This is a genomic window from Amycolatopsis sp. AA4 (assembly GCF_002796545.1).
Taxonomy (GTDB): domain Bacteria; phylum Actinomycetota; class Actinomycetes; order Mycobacteriales; family Pseudonocardiaceae; genus Amycolatopsis.
The window spans coordinates 5013728-5032577 of the sequence record NZ_CP024894.1; the positions used below are offsets into that span (position 1 = coordinate 5013728).

An 18850-nucleotide genomic window follows, 5' to 3' on the forward strand; every position below is an offset into this window, starting at 1 on the left:
TTCAGTCCCGGGCTCGGCGGCGCGCCGCGGCGGTCTTGACCCGGTCCTGGCACGCGGTGGAACAGAAGCGGCGGATGCGGTTTCGGGTGGTGTCGACGAACAGCAGTCCGCAGCCCGGTGCCTCGCACGCGCCGATGCGGCGGGCGTGGCCGTTGGCGAGGAACCGGGCGAGGGCTTCCGCGCAGATCGCCGACCACATCGGCACCAAGGCCGTTTCCGCCGGGTGGTGGTGCAGCCGCCAGCGACCGTCCTCAAGGGCCAGATGCGGGTGCGCGGGGTGGGCGGAAAGCAGCTTGTTGAGGCGGACCGCGGCGTGGTCTTCGTCGGCGGTGCGCAGGGAGTCGAGCACCAGCCGCAATTCGTTCGCCAGCGCGGCGAATTCGGGTGTGTCCCGGTCGGTCAGGTGCGCCGCGGACGGAGGGTCGACAGCGAGGATTTCGGCCAGCGCCACCGACTTGTCGGTGTCCGGGTGCAGGACGAGGCGGTTGACGAGCTCGACCGCGACCGTCAGCCCGGTGTCGGCGTAGGCGTCCAGGCGCACTTGCTCGCCAGCCTTCCCGTTCAGTAGCGTCACTGGCGTATTGAGCTTACGCCAGTGACGCTTATCGACGGAAGGCAGTCCCATGACGCGTACCTCGTCCGCGCCGGTCGTGCGTGCGGCGGAACCGGCCGACCTGCCTCGGATAGCCGCGGTGTGGGAGGCCGCGTGGCTCGACGGCCACCGCGGCCGCGTGCCGGACGAACTCATGGCGGCGCGCGATTCCCGGCACTTCGCCAGTTTCGCGGCCGACCGCCTGGACACGACGCTGGTCGCCGACAACGGCGGATCAGACCTGCTGGGGCTGGTCATCGTCGGGACCTCCGACGGCGAGGTCATCCAGCTCGCGGTGGACCGGTCCGCGCGCGGCATGGGGGTCGGGTCCGCCTTGCTCGAGGCCGCCGAACGCCTGATCGCGCAGACGCACCGGGAAGCGTGGCTGGCGGTCGTGCCCGCCAACGCCACGGCCCGGCGCCTCTACGAACGGTCGGGCTGGCGCGACGCCGGGCCGGTCGTCCACCAAGCTCCGACCCGGCGGGGCACCGTGGCTGTCCCGGTCCACCGGTACGTCAAGACGGTCCGTCCCGGCGCGGCGGACGCGCCCGGTTAGCGAGAACCGGCTGTCACGCGCTGCGGACGGCGCCGACCGGTTCCGCCGGAAGGAGGTCCTTGACCACCGAGCCTTCCTTGATCACGAGTTCGATCGCGTCCGGGTCGGCGAGCAGGGAGATGTCCTTCAGCGGATCGCCCGACACCGCCACGAGGTCGGCGAGTTTGCCCGCTTCCAGAGTGCCGAGCTCGTCGGACAGGCCGAGCAGCCGGGCGGCGTTGGCGGTGCCCGCCACGATCGCGTCCGACGGCGACATGCCCAGTTCCACCATGTGCGCCAGTTCCAGCAGGTTCCGGCCGTGCGGGCACACGCCGACGTCGGTGCCGAGCGCGACCTTGACCCCGGCGGCGAAGGCTTTCGCGACGTTCTCCCGCGCCTTCGCCGACCACCGGACCTTCTTTTCGTACAGGTACGGCGGAACGAGCGCCGGGTCCGGCACGCGCAGGGCCGCGCTGAGCGTCGGGACCAGCCAGGTTCCCTTCTCCAGCATGAGATCGATGCCTTCCTCGTCGATCTCGTACCCGTGCTCGACGCTGTCGACGCCGCCGCGGATCGCCGCGAGGATCCCGGCGGTTCCCTGTGCGTGCGCGGCGATCTGCCGCGGCCGGGAGTGCCGGTCGAGCTCGCCGCGGATCAGCGCGATCTGCCGTGCGGTGATCCCGAGGTCGTCCGGCTGGTCGGTGGGACTCGACACCCCGCCGGTCGTGCACACCTTGATCACGTCGGCACCGGACCGGATCAGCCTGCGCACCACGGTGACCACGTCGTCGTCGGTGTCCACGACGCCGAGCCCGGAACCCTCCGCCATCGGCATCGCGCGGCCGTTGGGCAGGGTCATGTCGGCGTGCCCGCCGGTCGGCGACAGCACGGCGACCGCGATCCGGGCGCGGGGGCCGGTGATCAGGCCCTCGGCGAGCGCGCGCTGGGTGCCGTGGTCGAGGCCGCCCAGATCGCGGATCGTGGTGATGCCCGCGTCGAGCGTCGCGCGGAGGCGTTGCGCGGTCTTGTAGGCCGCGTAGCTGCCGGAATCGGCGATGATCGCGCGCGGACCGTCCTCAATGGACAGAGTGACGTGGACGTGGGTGTCGAAGAATCCGGGCAGCACGGTGCGGCCGCCGCCGTCGACGGTGTGCACCGGGGTCGCGCCGACGGGGTGTTCCCGCCGCGGGCCGACATAGGTCAGCCGCCCGTCGGCGGCGACGATTTCGCCGCGTTCGACCGGCGCGGCGCCGGTGCCGTCGATGATCCGCACGTTGACCAGTCGGATGGTCCCGCCGTTCGGCATGGAAGGGGTCCTCATTTCTCGATGGGAGCGGGGTTTTCGCGCCGGGTCCAGGCCAGCGCCAGCACCAGCAGGCCCAGTGCGGCGCAGCCGGCGCACACGGCCCAGACGACCGTGTATCCGGTCTCCGCGGGCCCGCCTGCCCCGCCGGAGAGGAAACTGGAGAGCAGGGCGCCGACGACCGCCGTGGCGACGGAACCGCCGAGCACCTTGACCGTGCTGTAGGTCCCGGAGGCGATGCCGACCTGGTCGGCCGGCGCGGTGCCCGAGATGTAGGCGGGCAGCCCGGCCAGCAGGAGGCCCATGCCCAGCCCGGTAGCGACGAGCGCGGCCAGCACCGCGCCGAGGGTGTGGTGCAGGAGCGCCATGCTCAGGAAACCCGCGGCGGACACCCCGATTCCGGTCGACAGGACGCCGCGCGGTCCCACGCGGGTCGCGATCCGGCCGTACACCGCCGAACCCGCCACCGCGGCAAGGAAATTCAGCGCCAGCACCAATGACGTCGCTTTGGCGGACAGCCCGAACCCGTACCCGGCCGCCTCGGGTTTCGTCGCGAGGAAGGTGACCAGCGGGACCTGGTTTCCGAAGAAGCAGACGCCGAACAGCAGTGTCGCGAGCATCGCGGGCCACATCGCCCGGCTGGCGAACAACCGCATGTCCACGAGCGGCCCCGGCACTCGCCGCTCCCACCAGACCCAGCCGGCAAGCACGACGAGCCCGCCGCCCAGCGCGGCCAAGGTCGAAACCGCGCCCCAGCCCGCCCGGCTCGCCTGCGACAGGCCGAGCAGCACCAGGGTCAGCGCGACCGACAGGCCGGCCGCACCGGTCCAGTCGATCTTCCGGACAGCGCGCGCGGACGATTCGGGGATGAGGAATTTCGTGACCAGGCCGCACGCCGCGGTCAGCACGACCGGCACGACCAGCGCCGGGCGCAGGCCGCCGAGCAGCGCTTCCAGCGGCCCGCTGACGAGCCCGCCGAGGACCAGGCCCGCGGTGAGCGAACCGGCCAGCAGGCCGATCGCGCGGTTCGCCCGCGGCCCGGCCGATTTGTCGCGCACCAAAGCGATTTCGAGCGCGATCCACGCGGCCAGCGGCCCTTGCAGCACCCGCCCGAGCAACACCACCGGGTAAGCCGGGGCCACCGCCACCAGAAGCGAACCGGCGGCCACGCTCCACACCGCGACGCTCAGCAGCCGCCGGTGTCCGAAGTGGTCGCCCAGCGCGGCGAAGACCGGGACACAGACGGCTGCGGCCAGCAACTGCACGCTGGCGAACCAGTTCAACGGGCCGGCGCCGACGTGCAGGCTCGCGCCGAGACCGGCGAGCAAAGGTCCGTAATAGCCCTGCAGCATGCCGCTGACCAGCTCGACGCAGATCAGGAAACCGACCACGGACCGCAGGCTGGCGCCGCCCGCGGAAGCCCGCGGACCGGACAGCCCTGGCCGGCCGAGACGGGGGGTCGAAGAGGTCATCGCCGCTCCTCGCGTGGATACGTGGACAATGGCGACAAGTGTCGGAGCCGGACACGATCCGGCCGTAGAATCTCAGTTATCCGTCACCGCGGACCGGCCGCGGCAGGACAGCGGGCAGGAGGAGCGCCGTGACGCAGAATTCCGTCGACGAGCTCGACCTGCTGATCATCAACTGCCTGCAGATCCGGCCGAGGGCCACCTGGAGCGTCGTCGGCCGCGTCCTCGACGTGGACCCGGTGACCGTCGCGCGCCGCTGGGAACGGCTGGAGGACGCCGGGCTGGCGTGGGTCAGCTGTTATTTCGGGCTGCCCGTCCCCGACCGCGTCATGGCCTACCTCGAGATCGAGGTCGCCGGGGCGCAGGTGACCGAGGTCGCCGAACAGCTCGTCCGGCACCACGAGGTGGTCAGCGTCCACCACACCACCGGGGCGCGCTCCCTGGTCGCGAGCGTGGTCGGCCCGGATCCGGCCGCGGTGTCGCACTACGTGTCGGATTCGCTCGCCACCCTCGACGGCATCGTCGCCACCCGCACCGAAATCGTCACCGGCAAATACAGCGACGCGGGCGAATGGCGGCTGCGCGCGTTGTCGCCGTCCCAGCGGGACGCGCTGCAGGCCGCCTGCCCGCGCCCGGAGCCGCAGCCCGGCGGCGGCCCGGTCCGCCCGGACGAACAGCGGATCGTCCGCGCGCTCGCCGCGAACGGCCGGATGTCGGCCACCGACCTGGCCCGGAAGATCGGCGTCAGCGAAGCCACCGCCCGGCGCCGGCTGAACCGGCTCATCGCGGAAAACCGGGCGACGTTCCGCTGCGAAATCTCCCAGCAGGTGTCCGGCTGGCCGCAAACCGGGATCCTGTGGGCCCGGGCGCCGGTCGGCGCGCTCGACCGCATCGCGCGCGAACTCGCGGTCCTGCCGGTGATCCGCGCCTGCCTGACCACGACCGGACGCAACAACCTGATGCTGTTCGCCTGGCTGCGCGACGTCCGCGAACTGCACCAGTTCGAACGCACTGTCGCCCAAGCCGCCCCCGAAGCCGACATCACCGACCGCGCGTTCTGCCTCCGCTCGTTCAAGCGGCTGCAGCTGGTTCTCGACGACAGCGGCCGGACGAGCGGACTGCCCGCGCCGGACAAGGACGAGGCACTGCAGTTCTGATCGGGCCGGCCGTTATTTTCGGGCGCGCGGTCGCGGGATCCCGGCCTCGACCCTCGCGGCGGATCGAGGCCGGGGCGTTTTCTTGGCGAGTCCGCCCACGACACTCAGCGCGGAGCACGCCGTCACCCGGCGTCCCGGAGAAAAGGGACCTCACGCGTTTCCGTGTCGGCGCGGGCTCGGCCCGGCCCCAGTCGGTTTCGGACGGACCCTCAGCAGCGCGCCCGGCACCTGATCCCAGTCCTCTGGCGTCCTCCAGCCCGCGTCGAACGGCAGCGGGCGCGCGGATTGCCGCAACACGACCAGCGCGTGGTCGATGTTGGCGGACCAGAACAAAGTGCTCGCCGACGCGAGAGAGCTGACGGCCTTGGCGCCGACGCGGTTCAGCGGTTCCCGGGCCGAGAAGCGGAAGAGCGCGCCGACGCCGTGCGGTTCCGCCGGGTCGACGAGCAGGCCGGCGCCCGACGGCAGCAGCGTCACGAGATGCTCGCCGCTGATTTCCAGGAAATCCGACTTGCGCGAGAACCGGAACGCCCCGCGCACCGACGTGAACGCCGCCACCCATTCCTGGTCGGTGTGGCGGGTCCGCGCGGCCAGCAGCGCGGGCGATTCCGGCGCGAGCACGAACAACCGGACGCCCGCCAGCGTCCTGGCGAACCGGCCGAACTGCGCGCGATCCCGCATCGCGGCGACGGCGACCTCGGCGAACGCCTCGTTCTCCGAAACCATGTTTCCTCCCCGGCGGCCCGCTCCGGCCGTTTCCCGAAGCGTCGGTTCCGGAAACGATCACGGCAATCCGGACCCGTACCCGTAACGACACGGGGCCGCGCCGCCCGCGGATCGCCTCCCCCAGGCGGGCGAGACAATCCTGGTCGCTACTTCCGGAGGTGTCAGCTCACCCGGAGGGGTCATAGCATGTTGATCATTCACGAGCAGCGGTCAGCTGGACGAAGCCGAAGGACGTCCATGCGAAACGGTTCACCGTGCGGAACTGCCCCGATCGTCGCCGGGGTGCGCGACGCGGAGCGCGCGCACCTGGTCTCCGCGCTGGAGGCGAGGCCGGCCTTCATCGTGGTGGAAGGCCTTGCCGGAGCGGGGAAAAGCTGCCTCGCCGCGCACGCCCTCGCCGCGCTCGGAACCCGGCCCGACCGGGTTCTGACCGCGTATTGCGGCGCCGAGTCCCAGCGCTTCCCCTACCACGTCGCGACGGCCCTCTTCGGCAATGCCGGGATCGAGCTGGCCATCCCGCCCGACCCGGTGCGGGAGGCGCTGTTCCCGCGCATCCGGCGCGCACTCGCCCGGCTCGGCGCCTGCGTGCTGCTGATCGAAGACCTGCACTGGGCCGACGCCGCGTCGCTCGACCTGCTGCGGTACGTCCTGCGCGATCCCCCGCCCGACTTGACCGTGCTCGGCACCCGGCGGACCGGCGCGCGGCCCCGCACCGCTTTGGCCCCGGGGCCGATCATTCCGCTCGGCCCGCTGAGCACGGAGGAAACGGCCGCGCTCGCCGCGCACCTCGCGGGCGGAAACGTCAGTCCCGGTGCGGTTTCCCGCATCGAGTCCCTCACCGGCGGGCTGCCGCTCTACTTCGGACCGGTCCTCGACGCGCTGCGCCGGACCGTTCGCGGTCCCCTCGACGAGCAGGCCGTCGACGCCGTTTTCGGCCGTCCCCTGCCCGCCGCGCTGACCAGCTGGGTGTCCGACCGGCTCGGCGACCTCGCCGCCGGCGCCCGGAAGGTCGCCGAGGCCGCCGCCGTGCTGGCGGAACCCGAAACCGCCGAAGCCCTCGCCTCGGTCAGCGGCCTGCCGCCCCGCCGGGTCCGCGGGTACGTGCTGGAGCTGCTGCGGCACGGGCACTTCGCGGAATCCCGCGGCTACCGGTACGGCTTCCGGGCGGACCTCGACCGGCTGGCCGTGTACCACACTGTGCCCGGTCCGAGACGGCAGCGGATGCATCAGCTGGCGGCCGCGATGCTCGACGCGCGCGATCCCCAGCCGATGCGGCGGCTGGTCGCGCACGCGCGCCGGAGCGGAACGCTGCGGGCTTGGCTGGCGCAAAGCGAACAAGCCACCGAGGACGCCGTCGAGGTCGGCGATTCCGCCTCCGCCATGGCGATTCTGCGCACCGCGATCACCGACGATTCGCTGTCCACAGTGGAACGGCTGCGTGCGATCCGCCGGTTCTGCGCGCTCGCCCCCGCGGTGGTCGACCAGGAACGCAACGCGCGCTTGCTCCGGGCCCTGCTCCACGACCAGCGCCTGCCCCGCCCGGACCGGGCCCGGGTCCGCCTCGGCTACGGGCTCCTCCTCGTCCGCCAGGCCGGAGGGGTCGAACACGGGCGGACAGAAATCGAACGCGCGGTCGCCGAACTGGAGGCACAGCCCGAACTCGCCCTGCGCGGCGTGTCCCTCCTGTGCGCGCCCTACCTCGGCGCCCAGCCCGTCAGCCGCCACCTTCCGTGGCTCGAACGCGCCGAGAAATCCCTTAGCGGCAAGGAAGCCGCGGCCGAGGACATCCCGATCCTCGCCAACGTTCTCGGTGCGAGAGTCCATCTCGGACACCGCGTCGAGGCGGACCGGCTGGCACCCTACGGCGACCTCGCGGCCACCGCCGAACTTCGCCAGCAGCTGGCGCGGGCGCATTGCAACCTCGCCGACGGGCATTCCTGGATCGGGGACACCGCACGCGCGCAGGAACTGCTGCACCTCGGACTCGACCTGGCGACCGGCGCGGGCGCGTCCTTCGTGGTCGGCAGTGCCGAAGCCACTCAGATCCGGCTCGACTGGGCGGCCGGGCGCTGGGAGCGGATCGACGAGCGCGCGGACGAACTGGAACGGTCCTATCCCGGGCTGCACCCGGTCGTCTGCGAACTGAAGCTGGTGAAAGCCTGGTACGCGATCGCGCAGGGAAACTGGAGCGAGGGCCGCCGGAACCTCCAGGGCGCGGGGCTGGCCGACCTCCGCAACGCCGTCGCCCCGGTCGCCATCGCCGCCTGGGGCGCGCTGATCCACACCCTGCTGGACGGTGACGCCGCGGTCCAGGCGGCGCGCGAAGCCAGTCAGGCGGTCGAATACCTGCGGCGCAAGGAAGGCTGGGCGTGGAGCGGGGAGCTGCTCCCCTACGCCGGGCAGGCCTTTCTGGAGGCGGGACTCGAAGCGGACGCCGACCGCTTGATCGCCGACGCCGAAGCTGCGCTCGCGGACCGGTACGCACCGCTCGCCGAGGCGTCATTGCTCGCCGCCCGCGCGCTCCGCGCCGGCGACCGCGCGGCCGAGGCATACGACGCGGCAGCCGCGGCCCACGCCCGGATCGGCCACCACTACCGGGCAGGCCAGCTCACCGAGCGGGCCGCGCTCCTCCGGTGGCAGGACGGCGACTCCGCGGCCAAGGACGAACTCCGCCTGCTGGCCGAAAGATTCGACCTGATGGGCGCCACCATCGACGCCGGCCGCTGCCAGCGGCACCTCCGCACCCGCAGCGCGGCCCCCGTGCGCCCGCGCGAGCACCGCGGCGCCGGCAGCGGGCTGTCGCCCCGCGAAGAACAGGTCGAGCAGCTCGTCCTCGACGGCCGCACCAACCAGGAAATCGCCGACGTCCTGTTCCTGTCCCGCCGGACGGTCGAGGAGCACGTGGCGAACGTCCTCCGCAAACGCGGCGTCCGTTCCCGCCACGACCTCCGGCGCGCCTGACCCGTATTTTCCCGTAATTCCCCGTAATCCGAGCGGGGGACAGTATCCGTTCCCGATATCCACGCAGAACAGTCCCGCCCCGAAACGGAGCAATGAATTCTCCGGCGCGGCGACCGTTTCGCACCTTTGCTCATCCGATGGCCCGATCGCGAACCTGGCAGGGAGTTAACCGACGTTCGTAGGTGGCAGCGAGTGTTCCTCTGAGCGGAAAGTACGTGCCGTACAACCACGAATAAGCGAGGAGAAACTCCATGGCACTCCGGAAATCGCTGTCCATTCTCGCCACAATGTCCGCCGCCGCATTGGCGACCGGCATGTGCACCCACGCCGCGACCGCGCAGGTTCAGTCCCTCGCCCAGCTGCAGCACGCTGCGGTCCAGCAGGCCTCGCAGCTGACGAATACGCTCGGCGCGTCGTCCGGCGGTTATTGGCTCGACCACGGCAAGGCCGTCGTGAACGTTCTCGACGACGCGTCGGCGCGCAAAGTCGAAGCCGCCGGGTTGACCGCCAAGAAGGTCAAGCACAGTTTCGCCCAGCTCACCCAGGCCAAAAATCAGCTCGACACCGTCAAGAACGTCCCGCAGACCGCGTGGGGAATCGACACCCGCGCGAACCAGGTGGTGGTCAAGATCTACTCGGCCGCCAAGCCCGAAGTCGCGAAGAAGGTCGCCGAGGCCGCCGCCCGGCTCGGCGACAGCGCCCGGATCGAACACCGGACCGGCAAACTGGAGCTGTACATCGCCGACGGCGACGCGATCAGCAACGGCAGCAGCCGCTGTTCGCTCGGCTTCAACGTCACCCGCGGCGGCGAGCCGTTCCTGCTCACCGCCGGGCACTGCACCAACCTCGGCGGCACCTGGTCCGGCGACGACGTCTCCGGGGCCGAGATCGTCGAAAGCGACTGCCCCGGCGCCGACTCCGGGCTGCTGACCCGTCCGAACGGCACCGGACCCGGCGAAATCAACACCGGCCAGGCGATCACCGCCGCCGCCGACCCGACGGTCGGCGAGCAGATGGAGAAGCAGGGCTCGACCACCGGCGGCGGCTCCGGCGAGGTCACCTCGGTCGACGAATCGGTGAACTTCGACGTCGGCGTTCTCAACCACGAGTTCGGCACCACCGCCCAGACCGACCACGGCGACTCGGGCGGCCCGGCCTACGACGGCTCGACCGGCCTCGGCACCCTCTCCGGCGGCGACACGCAGACCAGCTACTTCTACCCGCTCACCCTCGAACTCCAGTCGTACGGCCTGAACCTCGCCTGACCGATCTCCGAAGCGGTGGCCCCGCGGACATCCCACCGCGGGGCCACCAGCACGCTCACTGTGCGAACCGTGTCGTGGCAAGGCTTCCGGAATGCGCCGGCTGGCGCGGTCAACGCATTCCGTTGCGAATCAAGCGATCGCGAACGCCAAGGCGAGTCGCGACGGACCGGCGAGCATCGGCCCGCTCCTCGCGAACCCGTGCGGTGGAGCCGGGTTCAGCGAATCCCCGGCGCCTCGCTCGCCTCTGCGGGGGGGTTCTTCTCGAGTCAGCGGCCGAACAGGGACTTGAACCCCTCGGGGACGCGTTCGCCCTGCACCTGGTTCGCGGCCTCCTCGATGCGGTGCAGGTCGCCAGAGGTCAGCTCGACCTCGAGCGCGCCCAGGTTCTCCTCCAAGCGGTGCAGTTTGGTGGTGCCGGGGATCGGCACGAACCACGGCTTCTGCGCCAGCACCCAGGCGAGCGCGATCTGGGCCGGGGTGGCTCCCTTGTCCCCGGCGATCTCCTTCAGCAGGTCGACCAGTGCCTGGTTGGCCTGCCGTGCTTCCGGGGCGAAGCGCGGCAGCAGGCGGCGGAGGTCGTTGTCGGCCAGCGAGGTGCGGGAGTCGATGGTGCCGGTCAGATAGCCCTTGCCCAGCGGGCTGTAGGGCACCAGGCCGATGCCCAGCTTCTCCAGGGCCGGAATGATCTCGGCTTCGTGGTCGCGCATCCAGAGCGAGTATTCGCTTTGCAGCGCGGTCACCGGCTGCACGGCGTGCGCGCGGCTGATCGTCGTCGCCCCGGCCTCCGACAGGCCGAAGTGCTTGACCTTGCCCTCGGCGATCAGCTCCTTGACCGTGCCCGCCACGTCCTCGATGGGCACTTCGGGGTCGACGCGGTGCTGGTACAGCAGGTCGATGCAGTCCGTCCGCAGACGCCGGAGCGAGGCCTCGGTCACCCGGCGGATCTGCTCGGGCCTGCTGTCGAGCCCCGACGCCGGAGCCGGTCCGTGTTCTCCGTGCTTGAGACCGAATTTGGTGGCGAGCACGACTTGTTCGCGGACCGGCGCCAGCGCCTGTCCGAGCAGCTCTTCGTTGGTGAAAGGCCCATAGACCTCGGCGGTGTCGAAGAAAGTCACGCCACGCTCGACGGCGGCCCGCAGCAGCTTCGTCATCTCGGACGGGTCCGGGGGCGAACCGTAGAAGAAACTCATGCCCATGCACCCGAGTCCCAAGGCGGAGACTTCGAGCTGCTGTCCGAGTTTGCGTTTCTGCACTGAAAAGTGCTCCTTCGGTAATGGCTCTGGCCTGGTGCTCCCGTTGTTCGGGAGGAAGCCGTGACAGCAGGCTAAATCGGCCGGGCGACGGCGGGGAGGACCTCTTGATACAGGTACTGCCGGTGCCCCTCCGGGGCCCTGCTGGTCGATCTGCTCCCGCTCCGGCAGGATGAGCGTATGCGCAACCATCGCCGGGAACCCGCGCTCGGCGCCATCGTCGACTGACTGCGGCCTGGCTGGCCGGGCTCGACCGCCGCGAAGAGCACCGCGAGCTGATCGGCGAGCTGCTGCTGGCGAGCAAACTCTGTTGCGCGGGCCAGGGATTCTGCTCCGCGCTCGTCCGGTTCGGCACACGGCGGGACGCGCACCTGCTGGCCGGCTGCCTCGACCGGTACCTGGCCCGCCCCGACTGCCATTACGATCAGCACTGGGCGATGGGCGCGCTGCTTCATCTCGAGGCGCGGCTCGGCACCGACCACGCCAGCAGGTTCCTCGGGCCGGGCGGGCCATGGCCGCGGAGAAACCGGAAGCCTCGGGCATGGGCTGGCCGGGATGCCCTGCCCGGTCAAGCAAGACTGGCTTCGACGATCCAGACGTCGTATTCCTCGCTGGTCACTCCGCACACGACGCGGCCGTCCACGGACATCGTCACGAATTCGGGATCGCCGGGATTGTCGGCGAGATGCCGGGCGAGAGAAAGGTTCCGGCCGCGGCGGACGTGCGCCCACGGCAGGGCGCCCATTCCGTCGATGCCGACGCTGAGCAGAAAATCTCCGCCCGGACCGAAAACGCCGAGTTTCTCCGCCACCGACTCCCAGCATCGATCGACCTCGGGCACATACTCGTCCGGACCGGATTCGTACGGCACTCGCACGGTCGGCACCGCATTTCCGCTGATCACTGGTCGCCAGGCGGCCATCGGCGCAGGGCCGTCGAAATAACTCTCCGCCACTACGACGAGACCGGAGTCGCGAAGCAGGGAATTCCGCCGCTCCAGCGCGGAAAAAGGGTGATCCACCTTCGGATCATACCGGAAACAGCACGCTCGCCAGCACAACGTGCACCGCAGTGCCGCCGACGATGCTGAGCACTGCGTTGCGGCGCCACAGGTGCAGGCCGATCGTCACGGCGAGCGCGATGGTCGGGGCGAGGGCGCTCGCCGACGTCCACGACACGTCGCGCAGGCAATAGACCAGCAGGATCACCATGACGCCGGCGGGCATGCGGGTGCTCAGATACTGCACGGTCCGGCTGGCGCGCAACGGGGCCAGCACGGCGAACGGCAGCGCGCGCAACCCCCACGTGACCGCGGCGGAGACCGCGACCGCGGCGAGCAGGTAGGCGGCGTCAGGCATTGCTCACGCTCCGCTGGGCGACGACGCCGCGCACGACCAGTCCCGCGACGAACAGCAGGAAAGCCGCCAGCAGCATCTGGCCGGGGAAGACCACCCGGGCCACGACCGCGCTCAGGGCGGCGAGCACGGGAGTCGGCAGGTCGCCTTTGCGGTCGCGGACGGCGTCGAGCGCGAGGACTACGAACAAGGCCGTCATGGCGAAGTCCAGGCCGACGACGCCGCTCGGGATCAGCGAGCCGAGCAGTCCGCCCGCGGTGGCTCCGCCGACCCAGAACAGGTGCAGGAACAGTTGCAGCCACAGGATTCGCGCGCCGTTCCACTCGCGGGCGGCGTCCGTTGTGGACAGTGCGTAGGCCTCGTCGGTGAGGGCGAACGTGCTGTAAGCCCGCGCCCCGCGGCCGCGCACGCGATGCAGCGGGAAAGAGAGGGCGTAGAAGACATGCCGGACGTTGACCAGGAACGCCGAGAGCCCGATCGACGCCAGCGGGGCCGCCGCCGCGGCCAGGCCGATCAGCAGGAACTCGAACGAGCCCGCGTAGATGAACGTGGTGAAGATCGTCGCCCACCACCAGGCGAGGCCCGAATGAGTGAGGAACACGCCGAACGCGAGCCCGAGCGGGACCAGGCCGATCCCGACGGACCCGCACTCCTTCAGCGCGGCCAGCGCGGGCGAGCGATCACGAACAGCCAGGTCGGAGACGGTTTGCACGCTTGGAACACTACGTCAGCGCTCGGCTAATTTGGTGTCCGATGATGGCTCTATACTGGGTCCGTGAGCAATGTAGTACGACTAGACGCGGTGGATCGGGAAATTTTATTTCACTTGCGTCAGGACGGCAGGCTGACCAACGTCGAACTCGCCAAACGAGTGGGGCTCACCCCTCCCCCGTGCCTGCGCCGGGTCAAGCGCCTCGAAGACGCGGGAGTGATCGCCGGCTACCGCGCGGTGCTCGACCCCGGAGCCGTCGGCCGCGGGCTGGAAACGCTGATCGACCTCGAGGTCTACGCGACCGACCGGGCGACCATCGAGGCGCTCGAGGACACCATCGCCTCCTACGACGAGGTGATCGAGTTCCGCCGCCTCTTCGGCCGCCCGGACTACTTCATCCGCGTCGCGGTCGCCGATCACGCCGCGTACGAGGAATTCCAGACGCGAAAACTGTCCGGCCTGCCGGGCGTCCTGCGGGTCACGTCGCACCTGACAATGAAGAAGATCAAGGGCGACGCCTGAGCCCGCTCGCGGGCGATTTTCGGGCTCAAGCGCCGTCTGCGGTCACTCCGTCCGCAGCACGATCTTGCCGAGCTTTCCCGGCGTGCCCAGCCGGACATAAGCCTCAGCCGCCTGCTCCAACGGATAAACGCTGTCCACCGGCACGGTGAGCCGTCCCGTCGCGAGCGCGGCCAGGAGGCCTTTCCGCACCCGGTTCGCGAGTGCTGCCTTTTCGACGGTGCTGCGCGCCCGGATGGTCGACCCGAGCACCCGGCCGCGGACTCGCATCAGGTCGAACAGCCGCAGGGTCGTCTCCTCCCCGGCGCCGACTCCGATGACCAGGATCCGGCCGTACGGGTTGAGCCACCGCACCCGGCGCAGGCAGTCCTTGCCGCCGACCAGTTCGACGACGATGTCGTACGGACCGTTTTCCTCTTCCTGCTCCGGGGTCACGACCGTCGCCTCGGGGGCCAAGGCCTGGACGGCCGCGTGTGTCTCCGGGCGGCGCACGCTCGCGACGACGTCGGCCCCGGCGAGTGCGGCGACCTGCACCATCGCGGTGCCGACGCCGCCCGCCGCCCCGGTGACCAGGACTCGCTCGCCCGGGCGCACGCCGGCCGGGTCGACCAGGCCGTCCCAGGCGGTGCTGAACGCTTCGGGGAAACCGGCCGCGTGGACGTCGTCGACCGAGTCCGGGATCGGCAGCAGCAGGCTCGCCGGGACCGCGATGCGTTCGGCGTGCGCGCCGCCGCCGACTACTGCCATCACCCGGTCTCCGGCGGCCCAGCCGGTCGCGGTCGGCCCCGGGTCTTCGACCACCCCGGCGATCTCGAGCCCGGGGATGTCGTCCGGCCAGCCCGGCGGGGCGGGATAGGCGCCCCGGGCCTGCTGCAGGTCCGCCGCGTTCAGTCCGGCCGCGCGAATCCGGACCACGACCTGGTCGCCGTCCGCGGCCGGGTCGGGCGCCTCGCCGAGTTCGAACTGGCCGTCCTTGATTTTCACCGCGCGCATGGGCGTTTCCCTCACACTTCGTGGACGTGCTCGACTTCAGGCGGAGCGGCGAAGTACTCCCCCACCAGCTCGCGCCACCGCTGGAAATCCGGCGAGCCCCGGAACGTCACCGTGTGGTGCTCCACCGTTTCCCAGAGGACGACCAGACGGTAGCGCGCCGGTTTCTCGACCCCGCGCCACAGCACGGCTCCATGGCAGCCTTCCGCCTGGTCGAAAAGCGGCTTGGCCTTGGCCACCGCCTTTTCGAACTCCGCCTCCGTGCCGGGGCGGACGTCGATCTGCGCGAGTTCGCGGATCATCCGGATTTCCTTTCCCCGGCGGGGCTTTCCGCCGGCCTGCCCCGCAGTTCGCGGCGGAGGATCTTGCCGGAGGCGTTTTTCGGGATCTCGTCGAGGAATTCGACAAGACGGGGATATTTGTAGGCCGCCATCCGCTCCTTCGCGTAGTCGACCAGGTCCTGCGCGGACACGGCAGCGCCGGGATTGAGCGAGACGTACGCCTTGACCGTCTCGCCGCGGTACGGGTCGGGCACTCCGACGACAGCCGTCTCGCGCACGGCGGGGTGGGTGTAGAGCACGTCCTCGACCTCGCGCGGCCAGACCTTGTACCCGGCCGCGTTGATCATGTCCTTCTTGCGGTCCACCAGATAGAACCAGCCGTGCTCGTCCATGAACCCGACGTCCCCGGTGCGCAGTTCCCCGCCGGGCAACGATTCCTCGGTCGCGTCGGGCTTGTTCCAGTAGCCCGGCACCACTTGCGGGCCGGAGGTGGCCAGCTCGCCGATCTGCCCGGCCGGGACCTCCGCTCCGGCCTCGTCGAGCACCCGCACCACGGTGTTGAAGACGGGGACACCGATGGAAAGCGCACCGGAAGCAGGGTCGACCGGTGTTCGCACGCCGCGCGGAACGCAGTGCGACGGCGAACTCGTCTCGGTGAGGCCGTAGGCGTTGTGCACCTGGATGCCGAGCCGGTTCTCGAGCGATTCCGCGACCGCGGGCGCGATGGCGGCGCCGCCCGAGTAGACCGCGGTCAGCGAGGAGAAATCTTCTCGGCTCACTCCCGGAACGCCTGCCAGCGCGGTGAACGCGGTGATGGCGCCGATGGTGAAGGTCGGCCGGTGCTCGCGGATCGCGTCGAGCATCACGGCCGGCTGGAAGCGGTGCGCGAGCACCAGCGGCGCGGGCAGCAGCAGGGCGAGCATGGCGTGCCCGACGAGCCCGGTGATGTGGAACAGCGGGGCGATCCCGAGGATCGTGTCGGCTTCGCCGAGGCCGATCCAGTCCCGGTAGGTCTGCGCGTTGAAGACCAGGTTGCGGTGCGTGTTGATCGCGCCTTTGGGGACGCCGGTGGTGCCGGAGGTGTAAGTCAGCACCGCCGGGTCGGAGGGTTGCGGGTCCGGTGCCGTGATCGTGCGCCCGGAGTGCTGCGCCACCACCTCGGCGAGGTCGCGGACGCCCTCGTCGCGGCGCCGGGCCGCCTCGCCGAACAGGCGCGGGTCGTTGCGGGTCTGCCAGTCCAGTGCCGACGTGGTGACGACCGTCCGCACCGCGGTCCCGCCCTCGGCGATGACGTCGCGGGCGACCTCCGCGTACAGCTCGTCGAGGGCGAGCAGCGCCGTCGCGCCGGAGTCGGCGAGCAGATAGCTCAGCTCGCGGGCCCGGTTCATCGGGTTGATCGACACCGCGGTGCCGCCCGCCTTCCACGCGGCGAGCAGGCCGATGAGGTAGGCAGGGTTGTTCTGGGTGAACAGGGCCAGCCGGTCGCCCGGGGCGAAGCCGTCGTCCGCGAGCGCGACCGCCAGCGCGTTCGCGGCCTCGTCCACCTCGCGCACGGTCAGTGCGCCGTCGAAGTAGCGGATCAGCACGGTGTCCGGAGCGCGGCGGACGGACGCGTCGAAGAGGGCGAGCGCGGTGTCGTGTTCCGGGCTGATCTCGGCGGGGGTGCCCTCGCGGTAGAGCGCGAGCCAGGGTTTCGCGGTGTAGGCGCTCATTTCACCGCCATCGGGTTGACCGGCGAGCCGCTCGCCCGGTGGATCTTCAGCGGGGCCGCGGCGTAGAAGAACGTGTACTTGCCGTCTTCGGCGCAGTCGGCGGCGAGCTTCTCCAGGTCGCAGATCTCGGTGAACACGACGCCGAGGTTGCGCATCAACGCGTTGTGCAGCACCAGGGCCACGCCGGTGTTCGGGTCGGTGGTGACCTCGTTGGCGATGGTGTCGGTGACCAGGTTCGGGATTTCCCGGCGCTGGAACCATTCGACGAGTTCCGGCGAGTAGACGAGCCCGGCCTCGCAGAATCCGTCGTAGAAGGCGTCGCCCTGGTCGAAGAACAGCCGCAGGTGGTTGGTGCGGATCAGCAGGATGTCCCGGTTCTCGATCTTCGTGCCCTGCGCCTCGGCGCAGGCCTCCAGGTCCTCGTGGGTGAACGTCTCGCCCGCGTCGAGGTGGTCCTTGCCGCGGAACCGGGCCATGTCCAGCAGCACCCCGCGGCCCGCCACGCCGCGTTCGGCGATCGGGGCGACGCTGGCCTTGTCCAGGCCGCCGACGGTGCTCCGCGCGTCGTAGCCGTTCCAGATCCGGCCGTCGTACCAGACGTGCCCCAGCGCGTCGTACTGCGTCGAGCCCTGCAGGAACGCTTCGATCTTGTCGTCGGCGTAGTGCAGGCCGCCGGGGAATTCCGGCCCGTCGCCGCCCTCGTCCCAGGCGGACTCGTCGATGACCTGCTCGCGCTCGGCGGGACGGCGGCCCGGCCACACCGGCTCGCCGGCCGGGTCCCCGATCAGCCGCTGCAGGGTGAACACCTTGCCGGAGCCGATTTCCGCGACGCCGCGCAGGACCTCGGCCTCGGTCAGGTAGTTCAGCGCGCCGACCTCGTCGCCGGAGCCCCACTTCCCCCAGTTCGACGGCGCGTTCGCCAGCAGGTCGGTCAGGGCGGGTGCGTCGCTCATCGATCATCCTCCACGTCGAGCCAATCGGTTTCTGAACAAAGCCGTACGAGCGTTCGGTCGCGTTCAGTGCGGTGCCAGAGTGAGCCCGGCCGAACGCTTTGTCAATACACCTCCCCGAACTGGTGAAGACAACGGCTACCGGATGGACTATCGTGTTCAGAATGCCTGAACATCTCGCGACCGAACCGGGGGCGGGACCGCTCGTCCGGCAGGCCAGGACGCGGGCCCGGATGCCGCTGCGCGAACTGGCCCGCCGGATCGGGGTCAGCGCCGGGACGCTGAGCGCGGTCGAGAACGGGAAGACCGGCCTGACCGTGGAACGGCTGGGCCGGATCGCCGACGCGCTGGGCACGTCGGCGGCGGACCTGCTCGCCGCGCGGACCGCGCCGGAGGAGCGGCCCCCGGCGCCCGGCCGGCCCTGGCGCACGTTCGCGCCGCTGGACCTCGACCCGGTGCTGCGCGCCGCGATCGCCACGTTCGTCGTCACCGGCTACCACGGCGCGACCATGCGGCTGGTGGCCGCGAACGCCCGGATGAGCGTCCCCGGCGTCTATCACCACTACCCCAGCAAACAGCACCTGCTCGCCGCCATTCTCGACGTCGCGATGACCGAACTGCACTGGCGGATCCCCGCCGCCCGCGCGGACGGCGGCACCTCGGTCGAACGCTTCGCGAACATGGTCGAGGCGCTCGCGCTGTTCCACGCCCAGCGCCGCGACCTCGCCTTCATCGGGGCCAGCGAGATGCGGAGCTTCGAGGAGCCGAACCGGTCGCGGATCGCGGCCAGCCGCACCGAAATCCAGCGGCTGCTCGACAGCGAGGTCGACGCCGCGATCCGGGACGGCGAGTTCGCGACGCGGCATCCGCGCGACGCCGCCCGGGCCGTGGCGACCATGTGCACGTCGCTGCCGCAATGGTTCCGTGCGGACGGGCCCACCTCCCCGGAGCAGATCGCGGCCGAGTACGCGCAGTTCGCGGTCGACCTGATGCGCGGAAGCCGGTGAGCGCGGTCCGTTGCGGACAGTCGGCGGGCTTCCGGGCGCACGCCGAGCATCGCAGTGCCCGCGAAC

At 70.8% G+C, this 18850-nt stretch carries 18 protein-coding genes and 1 pseudogene; 7 read left to right on the forward strand and 12 right to left on the reverse strand.

Going from position 1 to position 18850, the window contains the following annotated elements; translation table 11 throughout:
- Position 1: 1 nt before the first annotated feature.
- Positions 2–574 carry a CGNR zinc finger domain-containing protein gene (locus CU254_RS44270; RefSeq protein WP_158688070.1) on the reverse strand — a complete coding sequence of 191 codons (573 nt, stop codon included), beginning with the start codon at positions 572–574 and terminating at the stop codon, positions 2–4.
- Positions 575–623: 49 nt separating this feature from the next.
- Between CU254_RS44270 and CU254_RS23215 the strand changes: the two genes are divergently transcribed.
- Positions 624–1148 carry a GNAT family N-acetyltransferase gene (locus tag CU254_RS23215; RefSeq protein WP_009079888.1) on the forward strand — a complete coding sequence of 175 codons (525 nt, stop codon included), beginning with the start codon at positions 624–626 and terminating at the stop codon, positions 1146–1148.
- 13 nt (positions 1149–1161) lie between these two features.
- On the opposite strand, the gene CU254_RS23220 is transcribed toward CU254_RS23215, so the two are convergent.
- Positions 1162–2448, reverse strand: a complete 1287-nt coding sequence (locus tag CU254_RS23220) for an amidohydrolase family protein (RefSeq protein ID WP_009079889.1) — start codon at positions 2446–2448, stop codon at positions 1162–1164.
- On the reverse strand, positions 2445–3902 hold the full coding sequence (locus CU254_RS23225) for an MFS transporter (protein WP_009079891.1): 1458 nt from the start codon (positions 3900–3902) through the stop codon (positions 2445–2447). The genes CU254_RS23220 and CU254_RS23225 overlap by 4 nt, the downstream gene beginning before the upstream one ends.
- Positions 3903–4030: 128 nt before the next feature.
- Here CU254_RS23225 and CU254_RS23230 point away from each other — a divergent pair, with 128 nt between their 5' ends.
- On the forward strand, positions 4031–5056 hold the full coding sequence (locus CU254_RS23230; RefSeq protein ID WP_009079893.1) for an Lrp/AsnC family transcriptional regulator: 1026 nt from the start codon (positions 4031–4033) through the stop codon (positions 5054–5056).
- Positions 5057–5206: 150 nt separating this feature from the next.
- Here the strand turns inward: CU254_RS23230 and CU254_RS42725 are convergent, their stop codons facing one another.
- A complete protein-coding gene (locus tag CU254_RS42725; protein WP_037714565.1) occupies positions 5207–5782 on the reverse strand; it encodes an SseB family protein in 576 nt (191 codons plus the stop codon).
- A gap of 237 nt (positions 5783–6019) precedes the next feature.
- Between CU254_RS42725 and CU254_RS23240 the strand changes: the two genes are divergently transcribed.
- Positions 6020–8743: a LuxR C-terminal-related transcriptional regulator gene (locus tag CU254_RS23240; RefSeq protein WP_158688071.1), complete on the forward strand. Its 2724-nt coding sequence runs from the start codon at positions 6020–6022 to the stop codon at positions 8741–8743.
- 251 nt (positions 8744–8994) lie between these two features.
- Positions 8995–10008, forward strand: coding sequence for a S1 family peptidase (locus CU254_RS23245; protein WP_009079898.1), 1014 nt, complete (start codon positions 8995–8997; stop codon positions 10006–10008).
- Positions 10009–10274: 266 nt separating this feature from the next.
- On the opposite strand, the gene CU254_RS23250 is transcribed toward CU254_RS23245, so the two are convergent.
- Complete coding sequence (locus CU254_RS23250) at positions 10275–11261, reverse strand: aldo/keto reductase (RefSeq protein ID WP_009079899.1); 987 nt, start codon at positions 11259–11261, stop codon at positions 10275–10277.
- A gap of 221 nt (positions 11262–11482) precedes the next feature.
- Between CU254_RS23250 and CU254_RS45015 the strand changes: the two are divergent.
- Positions 11483–11773 (forward strand): annotated as a pseudogene (locus tag CU254_RS45015) (DUF6000 family protein); the annotation flags it as partial.
- 53 nt (positions 11774–11826) lie between these two features.
- Here CU254_RS45015 and CU254_RS23260 read toward each other — a convergent pair.
- From CU254_RS23260 to CU254_RS23270, 3 genes are read right to left on the reverse strand one after another with little or no spacing between them, the layout of a single operon-like run.
- Positions 11827–12279 (reverse strand): hypothetical protein, encoded by a 453-nt coding sequence (locus CU254_RS23260; protein WP_009079901.1) that lies wholly within the window; start codon positions 12277–12279, stop codon positions 11827–11829.
- Positions 12280–12286: 7 nt separating this feature from the next.
- Positions 12287–12616 carry a branched-chain amino acid transporter permease gene (locus CU254_RS23265; protein WP_009079903.1) on the reverse strand — a complete coding sequence of 110 codons (330 nt, stop codon included), beginning with the start codon at positions 12614–12616 and terminating at the stop codon, positions 12287–12289.
- Positions 12609–13325 carry an AzlC family ABC transporter permease gene (locus CU254_RS23270; RefSeq protein ID WP_009079904.1) on the reverse strand — a complete coding sequence of 239 codons (717 nt, stop codon included), beginning with the start codon at positions 13323–13325 and terminating at the stop codon, positions 12609–12611. The genes CU254_RS23265 and CU254_RS23270 overlap by 8 nt, the downstream gene beginning before the upstream one ends.
- A 63-nt stretch (positions 13326–13388) precedes the next feature.
- On the opposite strand from CU254_RS23270, the gene CU254_RS23275 reads away from it, so the two are divergent.
- Positions 13389–13847 carry an Lrp/AsnC family transcriptional regulator gene (locus CU254_RS23275; protein ID WP_009079907.1) on the forward strand — a complete coding sequence of 153 codons (459 nt, stop codon included), beginning with the start codon at positions 13389–13391 and terminating at the stop codon, positions 13845–13847.
- Between the two features lie 42 nt (positions 13848–13889).
- Here the strand turns inward: CU254_RS23275 and CU254_RS23280 are convergent, their stop codons facing one another.
- From CU254_RS23280 to CU254_RS23295, 4 genes are read right to left on the reverse strand one after another with little or no spacing between them, the layout of a single operon-like run.
- Entirely contained in the window at positions 13890–14837 is a 948-nt protein-coding gene (locus tag CU254_RS23280) for a zinc-binding dehydrogenase (RefSeq protein ID WP_009079909.1), read from the reverse strand.
- Positions 14838–14848: 11 nt separating this feature from the next.
- A complete protein-coding gene (locus CU254_RS23285) occupies positions 14849–15136 on the reverse strand; it encodes an antibiotic biosynthesis monooxygenase (RefSeq protein ID WP_009079911.1) in 288 nt (95 codons plus the stop codon).
- The gene (locus CU254_RS23290; RefSeq protein ID WP_009079912.1) at positions 15133–16827 is read right to left on the reverse strand and encodes an AMP-binding protein; all 1695 of its coding nucleotides are present in this window, start codon (positions 16825–16827) and stop codon (positions 15133–15135) included. The genes CU254_RS23285 and CU254_RS23290 overlap by 4 nt, the downstream gene beginning before the upstream one ends.
- Positions 16824–17780 (reverse strand): cyclase family protein, encoded by a 957-nt coding sequence (locus CU254_RS23295; protein ID WP_009079913.1) that lies wholly within the window; start codon positions 17778–17780, stop codon positions 16824–16826. The genes CU254_RS23290 and CU254_RS23295 overlap by 4 nt, the downstream gene beginning before the upstream one ends.
- Before the next feature lie 161 nt (positions 17781–17941).
- On the opposite strand from CU254_RS23295, the gene CU254_RS23300 reads away from it, so the two are divergent.
- Positions 17942–18784, forward strand: coding sequence for a TetR family transcriptional regulator (locus CU254_RS23300; protein ID WP_078560855.1), 843 nt, complete (start codon positions 17942–17944; stop codon positions 18782–18784).
- Positions 18785–18850: the final 66 nt, after the last annotated feature.

Bases quoted from the DNA above. Each gene is read 5' to 3' on its own strand.
- CU254_RS23265 (WP_009079903.1), bottom strand. From the start codon at position 12,616: ATGCCTGACGCCGCCTACCTGCTCGCCGCGGTCGCGGTCTCCGCCGCG.
- CU254_RS23245 (WP_009079898.1), top strand. From the start codon at position 8,995: ATGGCACTCCGGAAATCGCTGTCCATTCTCGCCACAATGTCCGCCGCC.
- CU254_RS23295 (WP_009079913.1), bottom strand. From the start codon at position 17,780: ATGAGCGACGCACCCGCCCTGACCGACCTGCTGGCGAACGCGCCGTCG.
- CU254_RS23225 (WP_009079891.1), bottom strand. From the start codon at position 3,902: ATGACCTCTTCGACCCCCCGTCTCGGCCGGCCAGGGCTGTCCGGTCCG.
- CU254_RS23220 (WP_009079889.1), bottom strand. From the start codon at position 2,448: ATGAGGACCCCTTCCATGCCGAACGGCGGGACCATCCGACTGGTCAAC.
- CU254_RS23300 (WP_078560855.1), top strand. From the start codon at position 17,942: ATGCCTGAACATCTCGCGACCGAACCGGGGGCGGGACCGCTCGTCCGG.
- CU254_RS23215 (WP_009079888.1), top strand. From the start codon at position 624: ATGACGCGTACCTCGTCCGCGCCGGTCGTGCGTGCGGCGGAACCGGCC.
- CU254_RS23240 (WP_158688071.1), top strand. From the start codon at position 6,020: ATGCGAAACGGTTCACCGTGCGGAACTGCCCCGATCGTCGCCGGGGTG.
- CU254_RS42725 (WP_037714565.1), bottom strand. From the start codon at position 5,782: ATGGTTTCGGAGAACGAGGCGTTCGCCGAGGTCGCCGTCGCCGCGATG.
- CU254_RS23285 (WP_009079911.1), bottom strand. From the start codon at position 15,136: ATGATCCGCGAACTCGCGCAGATCGACGTCCGCCCCGGCACGGAGGCG.
- CU254_RS23290 (WP_009079912.1), bottom strand. From the start codon at position 16,827: ATGAGCGCCTACACCGCGAAACCCTGGCTCGCGCTCTACCGCGAGGGC.
- CU254_RS23280 (WP_009079909.1), bottom strand. From the start codon at position 14,837: ATGCGCGCGGTGAAAATCAAGGACGGCCAGTTCGAACTCGGCGAGGCG.